This window comes from Streptomyces termitum, assembly GCF_014650175.1.
Lineage (GTDB): Bacteria > Actinomycetota > Actinomycetes > Streptomycetales > Streptomycetaceae > Streptomyces > Streptomyces termitum.
Window position 1 is genome coordinate 253,232 of record NZ_BMUL01000011.1, and the last position, 17,090, is coordinate 270,321.

General features: G+C 75.1%; 16 protein-coding genes. 4 read left to right on the forward strand and 12 right to left on the reverse strand.

The features are described from left to right. Positions 1–27 precede the first annotated feature (27 nt). Positions 28–1,620, reverse strand: coding sequence for an MFS transporter (locus IE219_RS21810; protein ID WP_189979994.1), 1,593 nt, complete (start codon positions 1,618–1,620; stop codon positions 28–30). A gap of 61 nt (positions 1,621–1,681) precedes the next feature. Between IE219_RS21810 and IE219_RS21815 the strand changes: the two genes are divergently transcribed. Continuing rightward, the gene (locus tag IE219_RS21815; RefSeq protein ID WP_189979995.1) at positions 1,682–2,644 is read left to right on the forward strand and encodes a helix-turn-helix transcriptional regulator; all 963 of its coding nucleotides are present in this window, start codon (positions 1,682–1,684) and stop codon (positions 2,642–2,644) included. A gap of 41 nt (positions 2,645–2,685) precedes the next feature. Here the strand turns inward: IE219_RS21815 and IE219_RS21820 are convergent, their stop codons facing one another. Next, entirely contained in the window at positions 2,686–3,690 is a 1,005-nt protein-coding gene (locus IE219_RS21820; protein ID WP_189979996.1) for a sigma-70 family RNA polymerase sigma factor, read from the reverse strand. Positions 3,691–4,079: 389 nt separating this feature from the next. On the opposite strand from IE219_RS21820, the gene IE219_RS21825 reads away from it, so the two are divergent. Beyond that, on the forward strand, positions 4,080–5,090 hold the full coding sequence (locus IE219_RS21825) for a questin oxidase family protein (RefSeq protein ID WP_189979998.1): 1,011 nt from the start codon (positions 4,080–4,082) through the stop codon (positions 5,088–5,090). 10 nt (positions 5,091–5,100) lie between these two features. Here the strand turns inward: IE219_RS21825 and IE219_RS21830 are convergent, their stop codons facing one another. Further along, positions 5,101–5,883: a dioxygenase family protein gene (locus IE219_RS21830; RefSeq protein ID WP_189980000.1), complete on the reverse strand. Its 783-nt coding sequence runs from the start codon at positions 5,881–5,883 to the stop codon at positions 5,101–5,103. 122 nt (positions 5,884–6,005) lie between these two features. On the opposite strand from IE219_RS21830, the gene IE219_RS21835 reads away from it, so the two are divergent. Continuing rightward, complete coding sequence (locus tag IE219_RS21835) at positions 6,006–6,515, forward strand: MarR family winged helix-turn-helix transcriptional regulator (RefSeq protein WP_189980002.1); 510 nt, start codon at positions 6,006–6,008, stop codon at positions 6,513–6,515. Between the two features lie 46 nt (positions 6,516–6,561). On the opposite strand, the gene IE219_RS21840 is transcribed toward IE219_RS21835, so the two are convergent. Next, positions 6,562–8,094 carry an MFS transporter gene (locus IE219_RS21840; protein WP_189980004.1) on the reverse strand — a complete coding sequence of 511 codons (1,533 nt, stop codon included), beginning with the start codon at positions 8,092–8,094 and terminating at the stop codon, positions 6,562–6,564. 76 nt (positions 8,095–8,170) lie between these two features. Further along, the gene (locus IE219_RS21845; RefSeq protein ID WP_229849923.1) at positions 8,171–8,857 is read right to left on the reverse strand and encodes a TetR/AcrR family transcriptional regulator; all 687 of its coding nucleotides are present in this window, start codon (positions 8,855–8,857) and stop codon (positions 8,171–8,173) included. 311 nt (positions 8,858–9,168) lie between these two features. Between IE219_RS21845 and IE219_RS21850 the strand changes: the two genes are divergently transcribed. After that, a complete protein-coding gene (locus tag IE219_RS21850; RefSeq protein WP_189980006.1) occupies positions 9,169–10,440 on the forward strand; it encodes a M6 family metalloprotease domain-containing protein in 1,272 nt (423 codons plus the stop codon). Here the strand turns inward: IE219_RS21850 and IE219_RS21855 are convergent. From IE219_RS21855 to IE219_RS21885, 7 genes are all read right to left on the reverse strand, one after another. Then, positions 10,427–12,127: a class I adenylate-forming enzyme family protein gene (locus IE219_RS21855; RefSeq protein ID WP_189980008.1), complete on the reverse strand. Its 1,701-nt coding sequence runs from the start codon at positions 12,125–12,127 to the stop codon at positions 10,427–10,429. The genes IE219_RS21850 and IE219_RS21855 overlap by 14 nt on opposite strands. A 91-nt stretch (positions 12,128–12,218) precedes the next feature. Continuing rightward, positions 12,219–13,625 carry a condensation domain-containing protein gene (locus IE219_RS21860; protein ID WP_189980010.1) on the reverse strand — a complete coding sequence of 469 codons (1,407 nt, stop codon included), beginning with the start codon at positions 13,623–13,625 and terminating at the stop codon, positions 12,219–12,221. Positions 13,626–13,644: 19 nt separating this feature from the next. Beyond that, positions 13,645–13,908: a hypothetical protein gene (locus IE219_RS21865; RefSeq protein WP_189980012.1), complete on the reverse strand. Its 264-nt coding sequence runs from the start codon at positions 13,906–13,908 to the stop codon at positions 13,645–13,647. Beyond that, positions 13,905–14,576, reverse strand: a complete 672-nt coding sequence (locus IE219_RS21870; RefSeq protein WP_189980014.1) for a cysteine hydrolase family protein — start codon at positions 14,574–14,576, stop codon at positions 13,905–13,907. Before IE219_RS21870 ends, IE219_RS21865 begins: the two co-directional genes overlap by 4 nt. Continuing rightward, a complete protein-coding gene (locus IE219_RS21875) occupies positions 14,573–14,812 on the reverse strand; it encodes an acyl carrier protein (protein ID WP_189980016.1) in 240 nt (79 codons plus the stop codon). The genes IE219_RS21870 and IE219_RS21875 overlap by 4 nt, the downstream gene beginning before the upstream one ends. Before the next feature lie 32 nt (positions 14,813–14,844). After that, on the reverse strand, positions 14,845–15,852 hold the full coding sequence (locus tag IE219_RS21880) for a methyltransferase (protein WP_189980018.1): 1,008 nt from the start codon (positions 15,850–15,852) through the stop codon (positions 14,845–14,847). Positions 15,853–15,856: 4 nt separating this feature from the next. Further along, on the reverse strand, positions 15,857–16,927 hold the full coding sequence (locus IE219_RS21885; RefSeq protein WP_189980027.1) for a nitronate monooxygenase: 1,071 nt from the start codon (positions 16,925–16,927) through the stop codon (positions 15,857–15,859). Between the last annotated feature and the right edge of the window lie 163 nt (positions 16,928–17,090).

Consider the following 17,090-nt stretch of genomic DNA (forward strand, 5'->3'; position numbering starts at 1 on the left):
GGGCGGGGCCCCGCGTGCCGCCCCGCGTCAGGCGGGGACGGGCGCCTCGACCGCGTCCTTGCCGACGGCAGGACCGGCGGGTTCCCCGGCGGTGCCGGTCTGCGGGAGCGGCGCGGCCGGCCCGTCGTCCGGGCCGCCGCCCTCCAGGTGCTGCTTCGGCTTCGCCGGGAGCGCGAACATCACCAGGAAGATGACGGCGAGCACGACCGCCGCCCAGCCCAGCGAGTTCCGGAAGGCGTCGGTGAAGGCCGCCGCCACCTCCTGCGGGACCTTCGGCCCGCGCTCGTCGACGACGCTGAAGAAGACCACCGACACCAGGCCGAGGCCCAGCGCGTTGCCCATCTGGCCGGTCGTGTTGATCAGGCCGGACGCCGAGCCCGCGTGCTCCTTCGGCACCTCCGACAGCACCGCGTCCGTCAGCGGCGCCACGATCAGGCCCATGCCCAGGCCCATCACGACCAGCGCCGGGATCATCTGCCAGGGCGCGATGTCCGCCCCGTACCGGCCGGCGGCGAAGAAGTAGACCAGGATGCCCGCGATCATCGTGAGCGCGCCCGTCTGGAGGACCTTGCGGCCGAAGCGCGGCACGAAGAGCTGCACCGACATGCCGGCCGCCGCCGAGACGGCGATCGAGAACGGCACGCCGGTCAGACCGGCCTTGAGGGCGGACCAGCCGAGGCCGATCTGCATGTAGAGCGTCCACACCAGGAAGAAGATGCCGAGGACGATGCCGAAGGTCAGCTGGACCGTGACGCCCGCGGCGAAGGACTTCACGCGGAACAGGGACAGTTCGACCAGCGGGGAGCCGTCCTTGCGCGTCTTGTACCGCTCGTAGCCGACGAGGGCGGCGAAGACCAGCGGGCTGGCCGCCATCATGAGGTGGCCCCACAGCGGCCAGTCCAGCTCGCGGCCCCGGGTCAGCGGGTAGATCAGCAGGATCAGCGCGGCGGTCACCAGGACGACGCCCACCAGGTCGAGCCGGAGCGCCTTGGGCGCCTTGGACTCGGTGATGAACCTGCGGCCGAGGATCAGGGCGGCGACGCCCACCGGCAGGTTGATGAGGAAGATCGGGCGCCATTCGAGGCCCGCGATGTTCCACTCCGTCAGCAGGGCGCCGAGGAGCGGGCCGGAGACGGCGCCGAGGCCGACGATCGCGCCGAAGAGGCCGAAGACCTTGCCGCGCTCGTGCGCGGGGAAGGTGACGTGGACGATGGAGAGCACCTGCGGCACCATCATCGCCGCCGCCGCGCCCTGGAGCAGGCGGGAGGCGACCAGCATCTCCGGGTTCGCGGCGAGGCCGCAGAGCGCGGAGGCGAGGGTGAAGCCCGCCGTGCCGAGCAGGAAGAGGCGCTTGCGGCCGTAGATGTCGCCGAGGCGGCCGCCGGTGATCAGACCGGCCGCGAAGGCCAGCGCGTATCCGGCGGTGATCCACTGGATCGCGCCGAAGGAGGCCCCGAGGTCGTCCTCGATGCGGGGGATCGCGATGTTGACGATGGTCGCGTCGACCAGGTCCATGAAGGCGGCCGTCATCACGATGGCCAGGGCGATCCACCGCCGCTTGTCCCCCGCGTCCGCGGAGGGGTCCGCCCCGGTGGCGGCGTCGGTCTGCTGTGCGTTCATGGGACGACTCTAGAAGGCCAGTAGGTCAGATCTCGTCCTAATAAACCGTCATGCTGGGGCCATGACGGACACCCCGGCACGACTCCTGAACCTGCTGTCGCTCCTCCAGACCCCGCGCGAGTGGCCCGGCAGCGAGCTGGCCGACCGGCTCGCGGTCTCCGCCCGGACCATCCGCCGCGACATCGACCGGCTCCGCGACCTCGGCTATCCCGTGGAGGCGACCCGGGGCGCGGTCGGCGGCTACCGGCTGGTCGCCGGGGCGGCGATGCCGCCGCTGCTCCTCGACGACGAGGAGGCCGTCGCCATCGCGGTGGGCCTGCGGGCCGGCGCGGGGCACGCCATCGAGGGCGTCGAGGAGGCGTCCGTACGGGCCCTGGCCAAGCTGGAGCAGGTGCTGCCGGCCCGGCTCCGGCACCGGGTCTCCGTGCTCCAGAACGCCACCCTGCCGCTGACCAGCGGCGACGGGGCCACCGTGGCGCCCGGCACCCTGACGGCGATCGCCGGGGCGGTCACCGGCCGCGAGCGGCTCCGCTTCGCCTACCGGGCCGGGGACGGGACCGGGACGAAGCGGCTGGTGGAGCCGTACCGGCTGGTGTCCACCGGGCGGCGCTGGTACCTGGTGGCGTACGACCTGGGGCGGGAGGACTGGCGGACCTTCCGGGTCGACCGGATCGGCGACGCCTTCGCCACCGGGGCCCGCTACACGCCCCGGGAGCTGCCCGAGGGCGACGCGGCGGCCTATCTGGTGCGGTCCATGCACCGGGCTCAGGGCGCGTCGGAGCTGGAGCTCGACGTCGAGTTCGCGGCGCCCGCCGAGGTGGTGGCCGGGCGGCTGCCCCCGCATCTGGTGCCGGTGGCCGACGGGGAGGGGCGCTGCCGGCTGCGGGGCCGGGTGACGGACTCGGTCGAGTGGCTGGCGCTGCGGCTCGCGCTCCTGGAGGTGGACCTGACGGTGCACGGCCCGGAGCCGCTGCGGGCGCGGATGCGCCACCTCGCCGACCGCCTCACCGCCGCCGTCCCGTAGGACCGTAGGAATCGCGCGGGACGGCGCGGGGCGGCGGAGGGTCAGGCGACGGCGTCGAAGCCGGTGTCGTGGGCCATCTTCTTGAGTTCGAGCAGGGCGTGCTTCTCGATCTGGCGGATCCGCTCGCGGGTGAGGCCGTGCTGCTTGCCGACCTCGGTGAGGGTGCGCTCGCGGCCGTCCTCGATGCCGTACCGCATCCGGATGATGGAGGCGGTGCGGTGGTCGAGCTTGTCGATGAGGTCGTCGAGCTCCTCGCTGCGCAGGAGGGTGAGGACGGACTGCTCGGGCGAGACGGCGGAGGTGTCCTCCAGCAGGTCGCCGAACTGGGTCTCGCCCTCGTCGTCCACGGACATGTTGAGGGAGACCGGGTCGCGGGCCCAGTCGAGGACGTCGGTGACGCGCTCGGGGGTGGAGCCGAGCTCGGCGGCGACCTCGGCGGGCTCGGGCTCGCGGCCGTGCTCGCGGTTGAACTCGCGCTGGACGCGGCGGATCCGGCCCAGCTCCTCGACGAGGTGGACGGGGAGGCGGATGGTGCGGGACTGGTCGGCGATGGACCGGGTGATGGCCTGCCGGATCCACCAGGTGGCGTAGGTGGAGAACTTGAAGCCCTTGGCGTAGTCGAACTTCTCGACGGCGCGGACCAGGCCGGCGTTCCCCTCCTGGATGAGGTCGAGCAGCGGGAGGCCGCTGCGCGGGTAGCGGCGGGCGACGGCGACGACGAGCCGCAGGTTGGACTTGATGAAGAGGTCCTTGGCGCGCTCGCCGGCGGCGGCGAGCGCTTCGAGCTCCTCGCGGGTCGCCCCGTCGGCGCCGGTCGGCTCGGCCTCGCCGTCGAGGATCTGCCGGGCGTAGACGCCCGCCTCTATGGTCTGCGAGAGCTCGACCTCCTCGGCGGCGTCGAGCAGGGGTGTGCGCGCGATCTCGTCGAGGTACATGCCGACCAGGTCGCGGTCGGCGATCTCCCCGCCCCCGGCGCGAACGCTGCTGGCCCGGCCGCCCCCGCTCTTGGCGGTGGACTGACGACGGGCGACGGCACGGGTTGCCATGCGTGCTCCCTTGCTGAGTAGGTCGCGACACCCTTCCGGGTGCCCTGCATCCGACGGAAACAACGACCGGAAACGGGACAGAATTCCCAGGAGGCTCAGGATTTTCGCGATCATGCAGTATCCTGCCGGGCCGATCCCCCGGAGGCGCTGCCGTCCGGGGGTGCGGAAACGCAGGTCAGTGGCGTGACCGGGGGCCGCGGGCGACCCCCGGCGGCCGTCGCCGACCCCGTCGTCGGTGAGACCACCGTCACATCCGACCCTCCCTTCCCAGAGACGCGGACGGGGGGCGGGGAGGTTGCCTCGGACCGGCGGCGTAGGTCCGGGAGCCGGGCCGGGCTAGGTCCCCGGTCCGTTACGGGGCGCCCCTCCCCCGCCCTACGGTCGGCGGCATGGACGACACCGGAATCCTCGACGAGGCCCTCGTACGGCTCCACGCCACCGGTCCCGAGCGGAACGGCTGGCTCACCAATCACGCACCGATGGCGGTGGAGGCACTGGTCCGGCACGGGCACGCGCCGGCCGTGCACCGCTGGCTGGACGGCTACGCGCCGAAGCTGGAGGAGGCGCCCGCGCCGTCCGCCCCGGTGACGGAGGAGAACTGGGCCGGGGCCCTGGGGGACCCGGCGCGGATCACGGACTGGACCCGCTTCCTGGTCCGCGCGGTGGAGGAGCGGCCGTGGCGGGAGGTGCTGGCCGTGTGGTGGCCCCGGCTGCTGCCGGGGATCGCGGGCGGCGCGACGCATCCGGTGATCAGGACCGGGCACGCGGTGCGGACGCTGCTGGAGCCGGGCGGGGAGACGGCGCCCCGGCGGGCGGAGCTGGCGCACGCGCTGGGCTACTGGGCGGCCCGGCACCGGCCGCTGCCGCCGGTCGCGGCGCTGCCGGCGGCGCCGACGGCGGCCGCCGCGCTGGCCGCCGTACCGCCGGTGGACCGCCAGGAGGGCGGCATCCGGGAGCGGCTCGCGCGGCTGTCGGCGTTCCCGGTGTGGGGCGGGGCGACGGATCCGGACGCGGCGCGGGAGCGGCTGGCGGAGCTGGTGGCGGCGGCGGTGCACCGGTACGCGTCCCACGGGTACGGCGAGCCGGTCATGCTGGTGCACGCGGCGACCGCGCCGAACGCGGTGCTGCGGACGCTGCCCGCGCTGCCGCGCCCGCTGTGGGCGCCGAGTCTGGCGGCGGCCTGGGCGGCGTCGGCGGCGGTGACGGCCGCGTACGGGCCGTGCGATCCGGAGCCGTACGCGCCGGTCCGGCTGGAGCCCGGGGAGGTCTTCGCGCGGGCGGCGGCGCACGGCGACGACCACACGATCAAGTTCACGGACACGGCGCTGGACGTCGGCGGCCCGCTCGCGCTGGCCGCCGCCGTCCGCTCCGTCGAGCTGAATCCACCGGCGTACGGGTAGGGGCGGCGGTTCAGCCGAACTGCACGGAGCGCTTGGCCAGGCCCATCCAGAAGCCGTCGATGACGGAGCGCTCGGTGTCGAGGTCGCCGGTGGCGTCGGCGGCGCCCAGGGTGACGAAGAGGGGGGCGAAGTGCTCGGTGCGGGGGTGGGCGAGTCGGCCGGCCGGGGACTTGTGCTCGAAGTCGAGGAGGGCGTCGACGTCGCGGGCGGCGAGCGCCTCGCGGCCCCAGTCGTCGAACTCGGCGGACCAGCCGGGGACGCCGCTGTGCCGGAGGGCGGCGAGGTTGTGGGTGAAGAAACCGCTGCCGACGATCAGGACGCCCTCGTCGCGCAGGGGGGCCAGGCGGCGGCCGATGTCCATGAGGCGGCGGGGGTCGAGGGTGGGCAGGGAGATCTGGAGGACGGGGACGTCGGCGTCGGGGTACATCTCGACGAGGGGCACGTAGGCGCCGTGGTCGAGGCCCCGGTCGGGGGTGTCCTGGACGGGGGTGCCGGGGCCGTGCAGCAGCTTGCGGACGGCGGCGGCGAGGCCGGGGGCGCCGGGGGCCGCGTACCGGACCTGGTAGTAGTGCTCGGGGAAGCCCCAGAAGTCGTACACGAGGGGGAGGGTCTCGGTGGCGCCGAGGGCGAGCGGGGCCTCCTCCCAGTGGGCGGAGACCATGAGGATGGCGGTGGGGCGGGGCAGACCGGCGGACCAGGCGGCGAGTTCGCCGGGCCAGACGGGGTCGTCGGCGAGCGGGGGCGCGCCGTGGGACAGGTAGAGCGCGGGCATCCGTTCCAGCGTGGCGTCCATGGGGGCGGCCTCCTCCGACAGAAGTGCTTGAAGTTTCAAGCTTGATGCGTGCAGCGTAAACCTACATAGTTCAACTTTCAAGGATGAGTCGTACGATGGACGCCCCGGGAGAGAGGGACCTCATGGGAGACACCACCCGGCCCGAGCCGGAGCCCCGCTGGCTCAGCGACGGCGAACAGCGCGTCTGGCGCTCGTACCTCCATGCCACCACGCTCCTGGAGGATCACCTCGACCGCCAGTTGCAGCGCGACGCGGGGATGCCGCACGTCTACTACGGACTGCTCGTCCAGCTCGCGCAGGCGCCGCGCCGCCGGATGCGGATGACCGAGCTGGCCCGCAGCGCCAAGATCACCCGCTCCCGGCTCTCGCACGCCGTCGCCCGGCTGGAGAAGAACGGCTGGGTGCGGCGCGAGGAGTGCCCCTCCGACAAGCGCGGCCAGTTCGCCCTGCTCACCGACGAGGGCGCCGAGGTGCTGCGCCGCACCGCACCCGGCCACGTGGCGGCGGTGCGCCAGGCGATGTTCGACCGGCTCAGCCCCGAGCAGGTGGAGCAGCTCGGGGCGATCATGCGGGTGATGGCGGAGGGCCTGGAGCCGGCGGGCAGCCACGCGGACCTGCCCTGGCTCCGCTGAGCGGAACCAGGGCGGGAGGCGGGGGTACGGCCCCGGGGCCGCCGGCTCAGTGCGCGACGACCGGGATCCGCACCTCGTCGTCGGCGCCCTCGCCGGACCCGGCGACGGCGCCCGTGTCCGGCTTCCCCGTGGTGATCAGGGTGACGGCGATGACCGCGGCGGCGGCCAGGATGCCGACCGCCCACCAGATCGCGGAGGTGTACCCCTCGACCATGCCCTGGAGCTGGAGCAGCTTCCGGGCGTCCGGGGTGGTCGCCGAGGCGGCGTGGTCCACCAGGTACGCGGTGGTGGCCGAGGCGGCGATCGTGTTGAGCAGGGCCGTGCCGATGGCGCCGCCGACCTGCTGCGAGGTGTTCACCATCGCGGAGGCCACCCCGGCGTCCTTCGGGTCCACGCCGTGCGTGGCGAGCGACATGGCCGGCATGAAGGCGGTGCCCATGCCGAGGCCGAGCAGGAGCTGCGCGGGCAGGATCAGCCCCGCGTAGGAGGTGCCGACCTCCAGCTGGGTCAGGAGCAGCATGCCGACGGCGGCGGTCAGGAAGCCGGGGCCCATCAGCAGGCGCGGCGGGACCCGGGTCATCAGCCGGGTGCCGATCTGGGTCGAGCCGACGATCATGCCCGCGATCATGGGCAGGAACGCGAAGCCCGTCATGACCGGCGAGTACCCCTTCACGACCTGGAGGTAGTACGTGAGGAAGAGGAAGAGGCCGAACATGCCGATGACGGCGAGGCCGAGCGAGAGGTAGACGCCGCCGCGGTTGCGGTCGGTCAGCACGCGCAGCGGCAGCAGCGGGGCCCGGACCCGGGACTCGACGAGCACGAAGGCGGCGAGCAGCACCGCCGAGCCGACGAAGAGGCCGACCGTGCCGGCGTCGCCCCAGCCCTCGGACTCGGCGCGGGTGAAGCCGTAGACGAGCGCGACCAGGCCCAGGGTGGAGAGGACCACGCCGGGGACGTCGAGCGCGGAGCGGTTGCGGCCCGCGGCCGGCTCGCGGATCACCAGGTACGCCCCGAGGGCGGCGACGACCGCGAACGGGATGTTGACGAAGAAGGTCCAGCGCCAGTTCAGGTACTCGGTGAGGAAGCCGCCGAGGATCAGGCCCACGGCGCCGCCGCCGCCGGCGATCGCGCCGTAGATGCCGAACGCCTTGGCGCGCTCCCTGGCGTCGGTGAAGGTGACCGCGAGCAGCGAGAGCGCGGCGGGCGCGAGCAGCGCGCCGAAGGCGCCCTGGAGCGCGCGGGCGCCGAGCATCATCGCCTCGCCGGTCGCCGCGCCGCCGAGCGCGGAGGCGGCGGCGAAGCCGGCCAGGCCGACGACGAAGGCGCGCTTGCGGCCCCAGAGGTCGGAGATCCGGCCGCCGAAGAGGAGCAGGCCGCCGAAGGCGAGGGCGTAGGCGGTGATGACCCACTGCCGGTTGCCGTCGGATATGCCGAGGTCCTGCTGGGCGGAGGGGAGGGCGATGTTCACGATCGTCGCGTCGAGCACGACCATCAACTGCGCGAGGGCGATGAAGACGAGGGCCTTCCAGCGGCCCGGGTCGGGCAGACCGGGGGCGGCGGACGGGGCTGTTTTCGGCATGGGTGGGGCCACCTCTTGGTGCGAAAGGTAAGAGAAGGTGCTCAAAAGGGCGGGGCCGGGGAGGGGGCCCGCCGGGTCAGGCGTCGTCGCGTCGGAGGTCCTCCAGGGTGGCGGGCGCGCCCGGCAGGCCGGAGCGGGCGGGCGCCTCCAGGCCGTCGAGGAAGATCCCGAGGTGCCGGTGGACGAAGGGGGCGAAGGCGTCGCAGCCGGTGCCCGGCAGCGGGCGGGTGAGCTGGGAGATCCCGACGAAGAGGTCGGCGGCCCCGGCGTCGGGGCGGAGCCGGCCCGCCGCGCGCGCCCGGCCGAGGAGGGCCTCGACGGCCTCCTCCAGCCGCTCGCGCTCGGCGACGAGGTCGGGGTGGTCGTGGTCGAAGCCGGCGTCGAGCATCGGGCAGAGCGCGCCGACCCGCTCGTCGGCGGCGCCGTGGGCGAAGCCCCGTACCGCCTCGAAGGGGTCGGTCTCCCCCGCGTCCACCCCGGCGGCGGCCCGCTCGGCGAGTCCGGCGATCCGGGCGGTGAGGGAGAGGACGACCTCGCGGACGAGGTCGGCGCGCTCGGGGAAGTTGCGGTAGAGGGTGGCGTTGCCGAGGCCGGCGCGGCGCGCGATCTCGTCGTAGGGGACGGCGCAGCCGAACTCGACGAACATCTCGCGGGCGGCGGTGACCAGCCGCTCCCGGTTGCGCAGGGCGTCGGCGCGCGGCCGGGGCAGGCGGCGCGGGGGCGCGGTGCCCGCCGGGCCGGTCACGTCGTCGGTGCGGCTCACGCCATGGCCTCCTCGTCGGGAGCGGTGCCGATCCGGGGAAAGAGTCCCCGGTTCGCTGGACTCTCTCGTAAACGGGGAGGGAATCCCCGGTTATTTCATGGGTGAATGTGACGTGGGTCACATTACTTGGGGCGAGGTGGACCGCTCCCGCTCACCCGTCGGGCCGAACCGGACCGGGCCGCCCACCGCCCCCGGCCCCGATACCCACGATCGGGCCACCCGGCGCGCGCGACCGCACCGCTCCGCAGAGTCTGATCGCACGGCACCCGCACCACGCCGTCGTCCTGGCCCCCACCGGAGAGGCGCCCGTCTTGCAGCCCACCCGCCGGCGGATACGCAGACCCCTCGCCCTCGCGGCGACCACGGCCCTCCTGCTCACCGTGCTCGTCTCGGCGGGCACCGCGCTCCCCGGGCCCGCCCCCGCCTCGGCGGGACCGGTGGCCGCCGCGCCCGGCACCGCCCTCCTCGGGCCGTGCCGGATCGCCACCACGCTGGGCGTGCAGATGTCCGAGGGCCTGCCGACCGCTCCCGGGTACGCCCGCTCCACCGGCCCCGTCCGCGCCCTCACCCTGATGATCGACTTCCCCGACGCGCGCGGCGAGGGCACCGCCATGAGCCGCTTCCGGGAGTTCTTCCCGCAGACCGCCGACTGGTTCCGCACCAGCTCCTACGGCCGCCTCCAGTACCACGCCGAGACCCCGATACCCGACTGGCTGCGGATGCCGCGCCCCTTCGCCTCGTACGGCATCGAGCGCGGCGCCCCCTACGAGCCGGGCTACCGCTCCCTCGTCGAGGACATCGTCAAGGCCGCCGACCCCCGCGTCGACTTCAGCGCCTACGACCTGGTCAACGTCCTGGTCACCCCGAACGCCGGGCCCTCCGCCCTCGACACCGTCCTGTCCGTGACCTTCTCCGGCAACGACGACGCCCCCTACGCCGACGGCGTGCCGCTCTCCAACACGTCCTTCGTGTACAGCCGCCAGGACGACGGCTCCGGCAGCTACGCCGAGACCGGCTACCGCGTCCTGCCCCACGAGAACGGCCACGTCTTCGGCCTGCCCGACCTCTACACCGCCGACGGCGGCGGCACGGTCGGCCACTGGGACATCATGTCCGAGGACTGGGGGGCCGACAACGACCTCCTCGGCTGGCACAAGTGGAAGCTCGGCTGGCTCGACAACGACCAGATCCGGTGCGCCTCCGCCCCCGGCACCAGCGAGCACCTGCTCACCCCGCTGGCCCTGCCCGGCGGCCCCAAGCTCGTCTTCGTCCCGCTCTCCGGGACCTCCGGATACGCCGTCGAGGTCCGCACCCGCGACGGCAACGACGAGGCCGTCTGCGAACCCGGCGTCCTCGTCTACCGCGTCGACTCCGACGTGGACACCGGCCACGGCCCGGTCACCGTCTCCGACGCCGACCGCTCCAGCGGCGGCTGCACCCGCCGCCCCAACGTCCACGCCGAACTCTCCGACGCCCCCTACCGCCCCGGCGAGACCTTCACCGACCGCGCCGACGGCATCCGGATCAGCGTCCTCGACGAGACCCCCGACGGCGCCTTCCGGGTCCGCGTCACCCGGAACTGACCCCGGCCAGCAGCGCCCGCACCTCCCCCTTCAGGAGCTTCCCCGACGCGTTCCTGGGCAGCTCCCCGGCGTACGGCAGCAGGTGCGCGGGCACCTTGAAGGCGGCCAGCCGCGCGGCGGCGTGCGCCCGCAGCTCCGCCGCCCCCGCCCCGGCGCCCGGCCGCAGCACGACGACCGCCCCGACCTCCTCCCCCAGGACCGGGTGCGCCACCCCCGCCACCGCCGCGTCCACCACGTCCGGATGGTCCAGGAGCACCCGCTCCACCTCCGCGCAGTAGACGTTCTCCCCGCCCCTGACCACCATGTCGGTCAGCCGGTCCACCACCGACACCCGGCCCTCCGCGTCGATCCGCGCCAGGTCCCCGGTGCGGAACCAGCCGCCGGGCGCGAAGGCCGCCCGGGTCGCGGCGTCGTCCCGCCAGTACCCCCGGAACAGCGACTGGCCGCGCAGCCACAGCTCGCCCACCCCGTCCGGCCCCGGCTCCCCGATCCGCGCCTCGGTCGCGGGCGAGGGCCGCCCCGCGCTCCCCGGACGCGCCCGGTACGCGTCCCCCGCGTTCGCCAGCACCCCGCCGCAGGTCTCGGTCAGCCCGTACCCGTTCCGCGGCTGGATCCGCTCCCCGTACGCCTCCGCCAGCCCCCGCACGATCCCCGGCGGCGGCGCGGACCCGCCCGTGCTCAGCAGCGTCAGCGACTCCAGCGGGTCACCGGTCTCCCAGGCCAGGTCGAGGAGCCGGAGCGCGGTCGCGGGCACGCCCGCGTAGTGGGTGACCCGGTGCTCCCGGATCAGCTCCAGGGCCCGCCCGGCGTCCCACCTCCGCATCATCACCAGGCTGCCGCCGGCCGCCATCACCGCGTAGAGCGAGGTGAAGGCGGCGACGTGGAAGAACGGGAAGGTGGTCAGCGACACCATCCGCCCGCCGCCCCCGGGCCGCTCGCCCCGGGCCAGCGCGGCGGCCGCCGCGAAGTACCTCGGGTGCACGGTGGCCCCCGCCTGCGCGAGGTGGGTGGCGACGGCGCCCTTGGGGCGTCCGGTGGTGCCGGAGGTGTAGAAGATCGTGGCGTCGTGCTCGGGCAGCACGTCGACGTCGGGCGGCCCGGCGTACGGATCGTCGTCGACGGCGTACGGCACGAACCCGCCGCCCGGACCCCCCTCCAGGGCGTCCAGGCCGTCCCGGTCGTCCAGGTCGTCCCGGTCGTCCAGGTCGTCCCGGTCGTCCTCCGGGAAGACGATGCCCGGCACCCCGGTGCGGCGCGCCCAGCCGGCGACGCGGGCCGCCCGCTCCCCGTCGACCAGGAGCAGCCGGGGCGCGCAGTCGTCCAGGGCGTACGCGCACTCGTCCTCGGTCCACCAGGCGTTGAGCGGCACCGCGACCAGGCCGGCGAGCTGCGCCGCCCAGAAGGCGACCTGCCACTCCGGCCGGTTCCGCATGACGACCGCGACCCGGTCCCCGGGCACCAGCCCGTACTCCCCCGCCATCCCGCGGGCCAGCCCGCAGGCCGCGTCGAAGAAGGCCCGGTAGCTCATCACGCCGCCGTCGTGCACCAGGAAGTCCCGCTCCCCGTACGCCCAGACGGCCTCCACGAACTCCCGCAGGGTCCGCGGCCCGGCCGCGTACACCCCGTCCCGCACCTCGAACGGCGCTCCCGCACCGCTCAGCCACCGCTCCTCCCGGCTCCCGTCCACGCGCGTCCCTCCCCGCCCGGCCGGCCCCTCCGGCCGCCGTTTCCGCACGACCCTGCCACAGGGGCGCGCCGGAGGGGCGGCGGGCCGGGGCTCAGCGCGCGGCCGTGGTCCCGCCGCGGAGCGGGGCGACCGCCTCGGCGGGCGTGATCCGGCCGTGGACGCTCTCCACGAGGAGGGCCTCCATGGCGCGGAGCAGGCCCTCGATCACCGGCACCGGCAGGTAGTGGGTGTCCGCCATGAGGAAGAGGTGGAGGCTGTCGGGCGCGTAGGGGGTGTGCACGAAGTACTTGGCGTCCTGGCGGGCCCACGAGCCGATGAAGGAGACCTCGCTCTTCTCGCGGAGCGCGAGCAGTCCCTCGGCGTCGTCGTCGGCGAGGTCCGGCAGGTCGTCCCAGCGGTCCTGCATCCGGACGTCGTTGAAGAACGCCGACAGGTCGACGTCGCCGCCGCGGGCGGCGCGGACCCGCTCGCGCACCCGGTCCATGGCCTCCGGGTCGTACTCGCCGCTGCGGTAGGCGCCCATCGCGGTGAGGAAGCCGCCGCGGACGGCCTCCTCGAAGGTGCCGGTGCCGACGTCCATGGTGAACAGCGCGTTCTCGGTCTGGGCGCCGACCATGCTCTGGAGCCGGGGCTCGTTGCGGTTGCCCGCGATGAGGAGCATGACCGCCCGGTCGTGGCCGGTGTACGCGGCGAGGGTGACGGCGGCGGCGGTGAGGAGCACCGTGCTGGTGCTGACCCGGCAGCGGTCGGCGAGCCGCTGGGCCGCGACGGCCCCGGCGACGGAGTCCAGGCGGAGGCGGACGAAGCGCTCCGGGTCGTCCTCGGCGGCGGCGCCGGCCGGGGGCGGGAAGTCGAAGTGGGTGGCGGGCACGGTGCCGAGCGCGCGCTCCCAGTGGTCCAGGGCCGCCCGGCCGCGCCGGGCGCCCTCGCCCTCCTGCTGGTGGCGGGCCTGGTCGAGGGGCTGCCACGGCACCGGGTCGAGCTCCTCGCCGCGCAGCAGGCGGCCCAGCTCGTCCTCCAGGACGCGGACGCCGCTGAAGTCGCTGGCCTGGTGGGAGACGACGAGGACCAGCCAGGCGGGACGGCCGCCGTCGGTGAGGATCGCGTACCGCATGCCGAACTCCTCGGCGTTGCGGAAGGGGGCGGCGGCGAGGTCCCGGGCGAAGGCCAGGGCCTCGTCCTCGCCCGCCCCGTCGGCGGGGTGCAGGCCGACGGAGAGGGTGCCGTCGGCGTGGACGGTCTGCACCGGCCCCTCGGGCTTCTGCTCGAAGGTGGTGCGCAGCGCCTCGTGGCGGGTGACGAGCGTGCCGAGGACGGCGAGGACCCGCTCGGTGGTGATGCCGTCGGGGAGCCGGTGGGCGCGCGGGAGGTTGAAGTAGTGGGCCCCCTCGTCGAGCCAGCGGATGGACCGCCAGATCGCCTGCTGGCCCCAGCTCATGGGGGCCTGCCCGGAGCGCGGGCCGGAGAACGGGACCGACAGGGTGGTGTGCGATGACATGCGTTTCCTCACAGGGACGTCAAGGACGGCAGAGGTGTCGGGGCGGCGGGGGCTGCGGGGGCGTTTCGAGCAGGCGGGCGGCGGTGGTGCGGGGGCGCACGGCCGCGCGCAGCCGCAGCCGCGGCCGGGCCGCGCGGACGTCGTCGCGGCGGCCCGGCACCCGGGCCCGCGCGAGGCGCCGCCGCTCCCGCGGGAGGAGCGGTTCCCCGTCCGGGCCGGGGCGGGACGGCACCTCGGCCGCGGGGGCGGCGACGGCGGGCGCGGGACCGGCGCGGCGGGTCACGGCCGGGCGGCGGCCAGCAGGGCGGACACGTGGTCGGTGGTGAGCACCTGCACGCCGATCCCCGCGATCTCGGCGAGCCCCTGTTCGCTGGTGCGCGACAGCGCGTCCTCGACGGCGACCAGCCGGAAGTCCCGCTCGCTGGCCTCGATGAGGGCGGCGCGCGGGCAGTTGGGCAGGTTGCAGCCGGTGAACACCAGGGTGTCCACGCCGTGTTCGGCGAGCAGGCCCTCCAGGGAGGTGCGGTAGAAGGCGCCCCAGCGCGGCTTGAAGACCGCGTACTCGCGCGGCCCGAGGAGCTGGTGGCCGGGGCCCCGCAGCAGCGCCTCCGGGTCGAGCGCGGGCGCGTCCCCGGGGGCGATCCCGGCCGCGAGCGCGCTGCCGGGGGTGCCGGGGGCGACCACGGGGGTGCCGTCGGCGAGGAGGGTGCGGCGGACCAGGTCGGCGTTGCCGCCGCCCTTCTCGTACAGCCGGACGACGTGGAAGACGGGGCGGCCGGCGGCGCGGAACTCCTCGGTGAGGCGGCGGACCCGGGGCAGCACCTCGGTGGTGCCGGGGATGCCGTGGGGGCTCTCGGAGAGGAAGTCGTTCTGGAGGTCGATGGTGACGAGGGCCGACGTCGCGAGGCGGGGGACGAGGTACGGGTCGTCCGTCAGCGGTGCGGGGCTCATCCCTGCGCCTCGGCGGGGGTGAGGAAGCGCTCCCGGATGCGGTCGAGGGTGCAGAAGTCGTCGATGCTGACCTCCTGGAGGTCGATGGTGCGGCCGGAGACGCTCTCCAGGAGGTAGATGAACTCCAGGAAGTCGAGGGAGTCGATGAGCCGGGCCTCGATGAGGTCCTCGTCGGGGGCGATGGTGCCGTCGAGTCCGGGGTTCTTCTCGTGGATCCAGGCGATGACGCGTTCCATGGCGGACTGCTCCTTCTTCTGGTGGGTGGTGGCTACGCGGGCTTCCGGCCGACGAGCAGGCGGGCGGAGGGCTCCGGGGTGCGGCGGACCTCGACGTCGGCGAAGCCTGCCGCGGCCATCAGCTCGGCCATCTCCGGCGCGGTGTAGCTGCGGCCGCCGCTCCAGAGCACGAGGGCAGAGAGGTTGTGCAGGGTGGTGAAGACGGGGGCGGTGCGGGACTCCTCCAGGAAGTGGCCGTGGACGAGGACCCGGCCGCCCGGGCGCAGCGCGGCGAGGGCCCGGCGGAGGATGTCGAGGCCCTTGTCCCGGCTCTCCTGGTGCAGCACGTTGGAGAGGAGGACGATGTCGAGGCCGGTGCCGAAGGCGTCGCGGTAGTAGTCGCCCTCGCGGACGGTGACGCGGTCGGCGAGCCCGGCGTCGGCGACGGTGGTGCGGGCGAGGGGGACGACGCCGGGCAGGTCGACGATCTCGCTGCGGGCCTCGGCCCACGCCTTGCAGAGGGCGATGCTGTAGGTGCCGGCGCCGCCGCCGATGTCGGCGATGCGGACCGGGCCGGGGTCCTCCAGGGTGTCGGCGAGGCCCTGCGCGGTGCGGGCGTTGTAGACGTGCATGCCGAGGATGAAGTCCTCGACGTAGGCGGGGTCGTCGCCGAGGCGGGTGTCGCGGTGCTCGACGGCGTGGCCGAGCCGGACGGCTTCGCCGAGGTCGCCCCAGGGGCCGTACCAGCGGCTCATGACGTCCACCCAGCGGCTGATGGACTCGGGCGAGCCGCTGGTGAGGAGCCGGGCGGAGGCGGGGGCGTTGGCGTAGGCGCCGGTGTCGGGGTCGCGGACGAGGAGGCGGAGTCCGGTGGCGGCGTCGAGGAGCCGGCGGCAGGGCTCGGCGGGGAGGGAGAGCCGGGCGGCGAGGTCGTCGCAGCCGAGGGGGCCGTCGGCGAGGGCGTCGAAGACGCCGAGGTTCGTGGCGGAGAAGAGGACCTGGGCGTGCCAGTAGCCGAAGGCCATCTGGCTGATCTGGCCGAGCTGGAGGTCGAGGGCCATGGGGTCATGTCCTTCCGGAGGCGGCGGGGGCGGGGGCGGCCGGTGCCGCGGTGGCGGTACGGCCCCGGTAGCGGGCGACGACCGCGGCGGCCGGGGTGACGGCGGTGATGCGCGCGGTGCCGAGCCCGGCGTAGCGGGCCATGTCGTCGACGCGGCCCTCCGCCTCGGTGGTGGGTGCGGCGGCGGAGCCGAGGGGCACCGGGCGGCGGCGGCCGTCGGCGACGGTGGTCCAGGCGATGAAGCGGGCGGGCGGCGGCGCGGGGGCCTCGGTGACCGGCCCGCGCAGCACCCGGTGGGCGCGGCCCGGCCAGCCGATGGTGAAGCGGTCGGTGAGGGTGGTGCCGTCCTCGCCGGTGGTGACGAGGGCCTGCTTGTACGCGGGGTGGGCGGCGGACTCGGCGGCGGCGACGAACGCGGTGCCGCAGAGGCAGCCGGAGGCCCCGGCGTCGAGCAGGACGGCGAGGTCGGCGGCGTCGTGGAGGCCGCCGGCGGGGAGGAGGACCCGGCCGGGGAGGGCGGCGGCGGTACGGGCGAGGAGGGTGCGCAGCGGCAGGGTGCCGAGGTGGTGGCCGCCGGCCTCGGTGCCCTGGAGGGCGAGGGCGGCGGCGCCCAGGCCGTCGGCGCGGGCGGCGTCCTCGGGGGTGCCGGTCTGGACGAGGAGCCGGTGGCCGGCGTCGGTGACCAGGCGGGCGAGGCCGGCGGGCGGGAGCCCGTAGCTGTTGAGGACGAGGGGCCGGTCGGCGGCGTCGAGCGCGGCCCGGATCTGGCCGTCCAGGAGCCGGCCGGCGACTTCCGGGATGACGTTGACGCCGAAGGTCCCGGCGGTGCGGGCCGCCGTGTCGCGGACGAGTGCGGCGGCCTCGTCCGGGGCCGCCTTGTAGAGGGCGACGGTGCCGAGCGCGCCGGCGTCGGCGACGGCGGCGGCGAGGGCGGGCCCGGCGACGCCGCCCATGCCGGCCTGGACGAGGGGGAAGTCGACGCCGAGGGCGGCGGCGCCGCGGGCGAGGGCGGCCTCGCGGCCGGCGGCGGGATCGGGGGCGGCCGTCGTGGCGCCGCCCGGGTCAGGGGCGGACATCGCGGAGGTGGTCGAGGGCCTTTTCGGCGGTGCCGTGGGCGAGGATCATGGCGTGGACCCAGCGTTCCGTGCCGAAGGCGACGCAGGCGCTGTAGGCGGTGCCGTGGGAACCGGCGGTGATGCCCAGGCGCTCGCCGAAGAAGTTGCGGTGGCGGTTGACGGA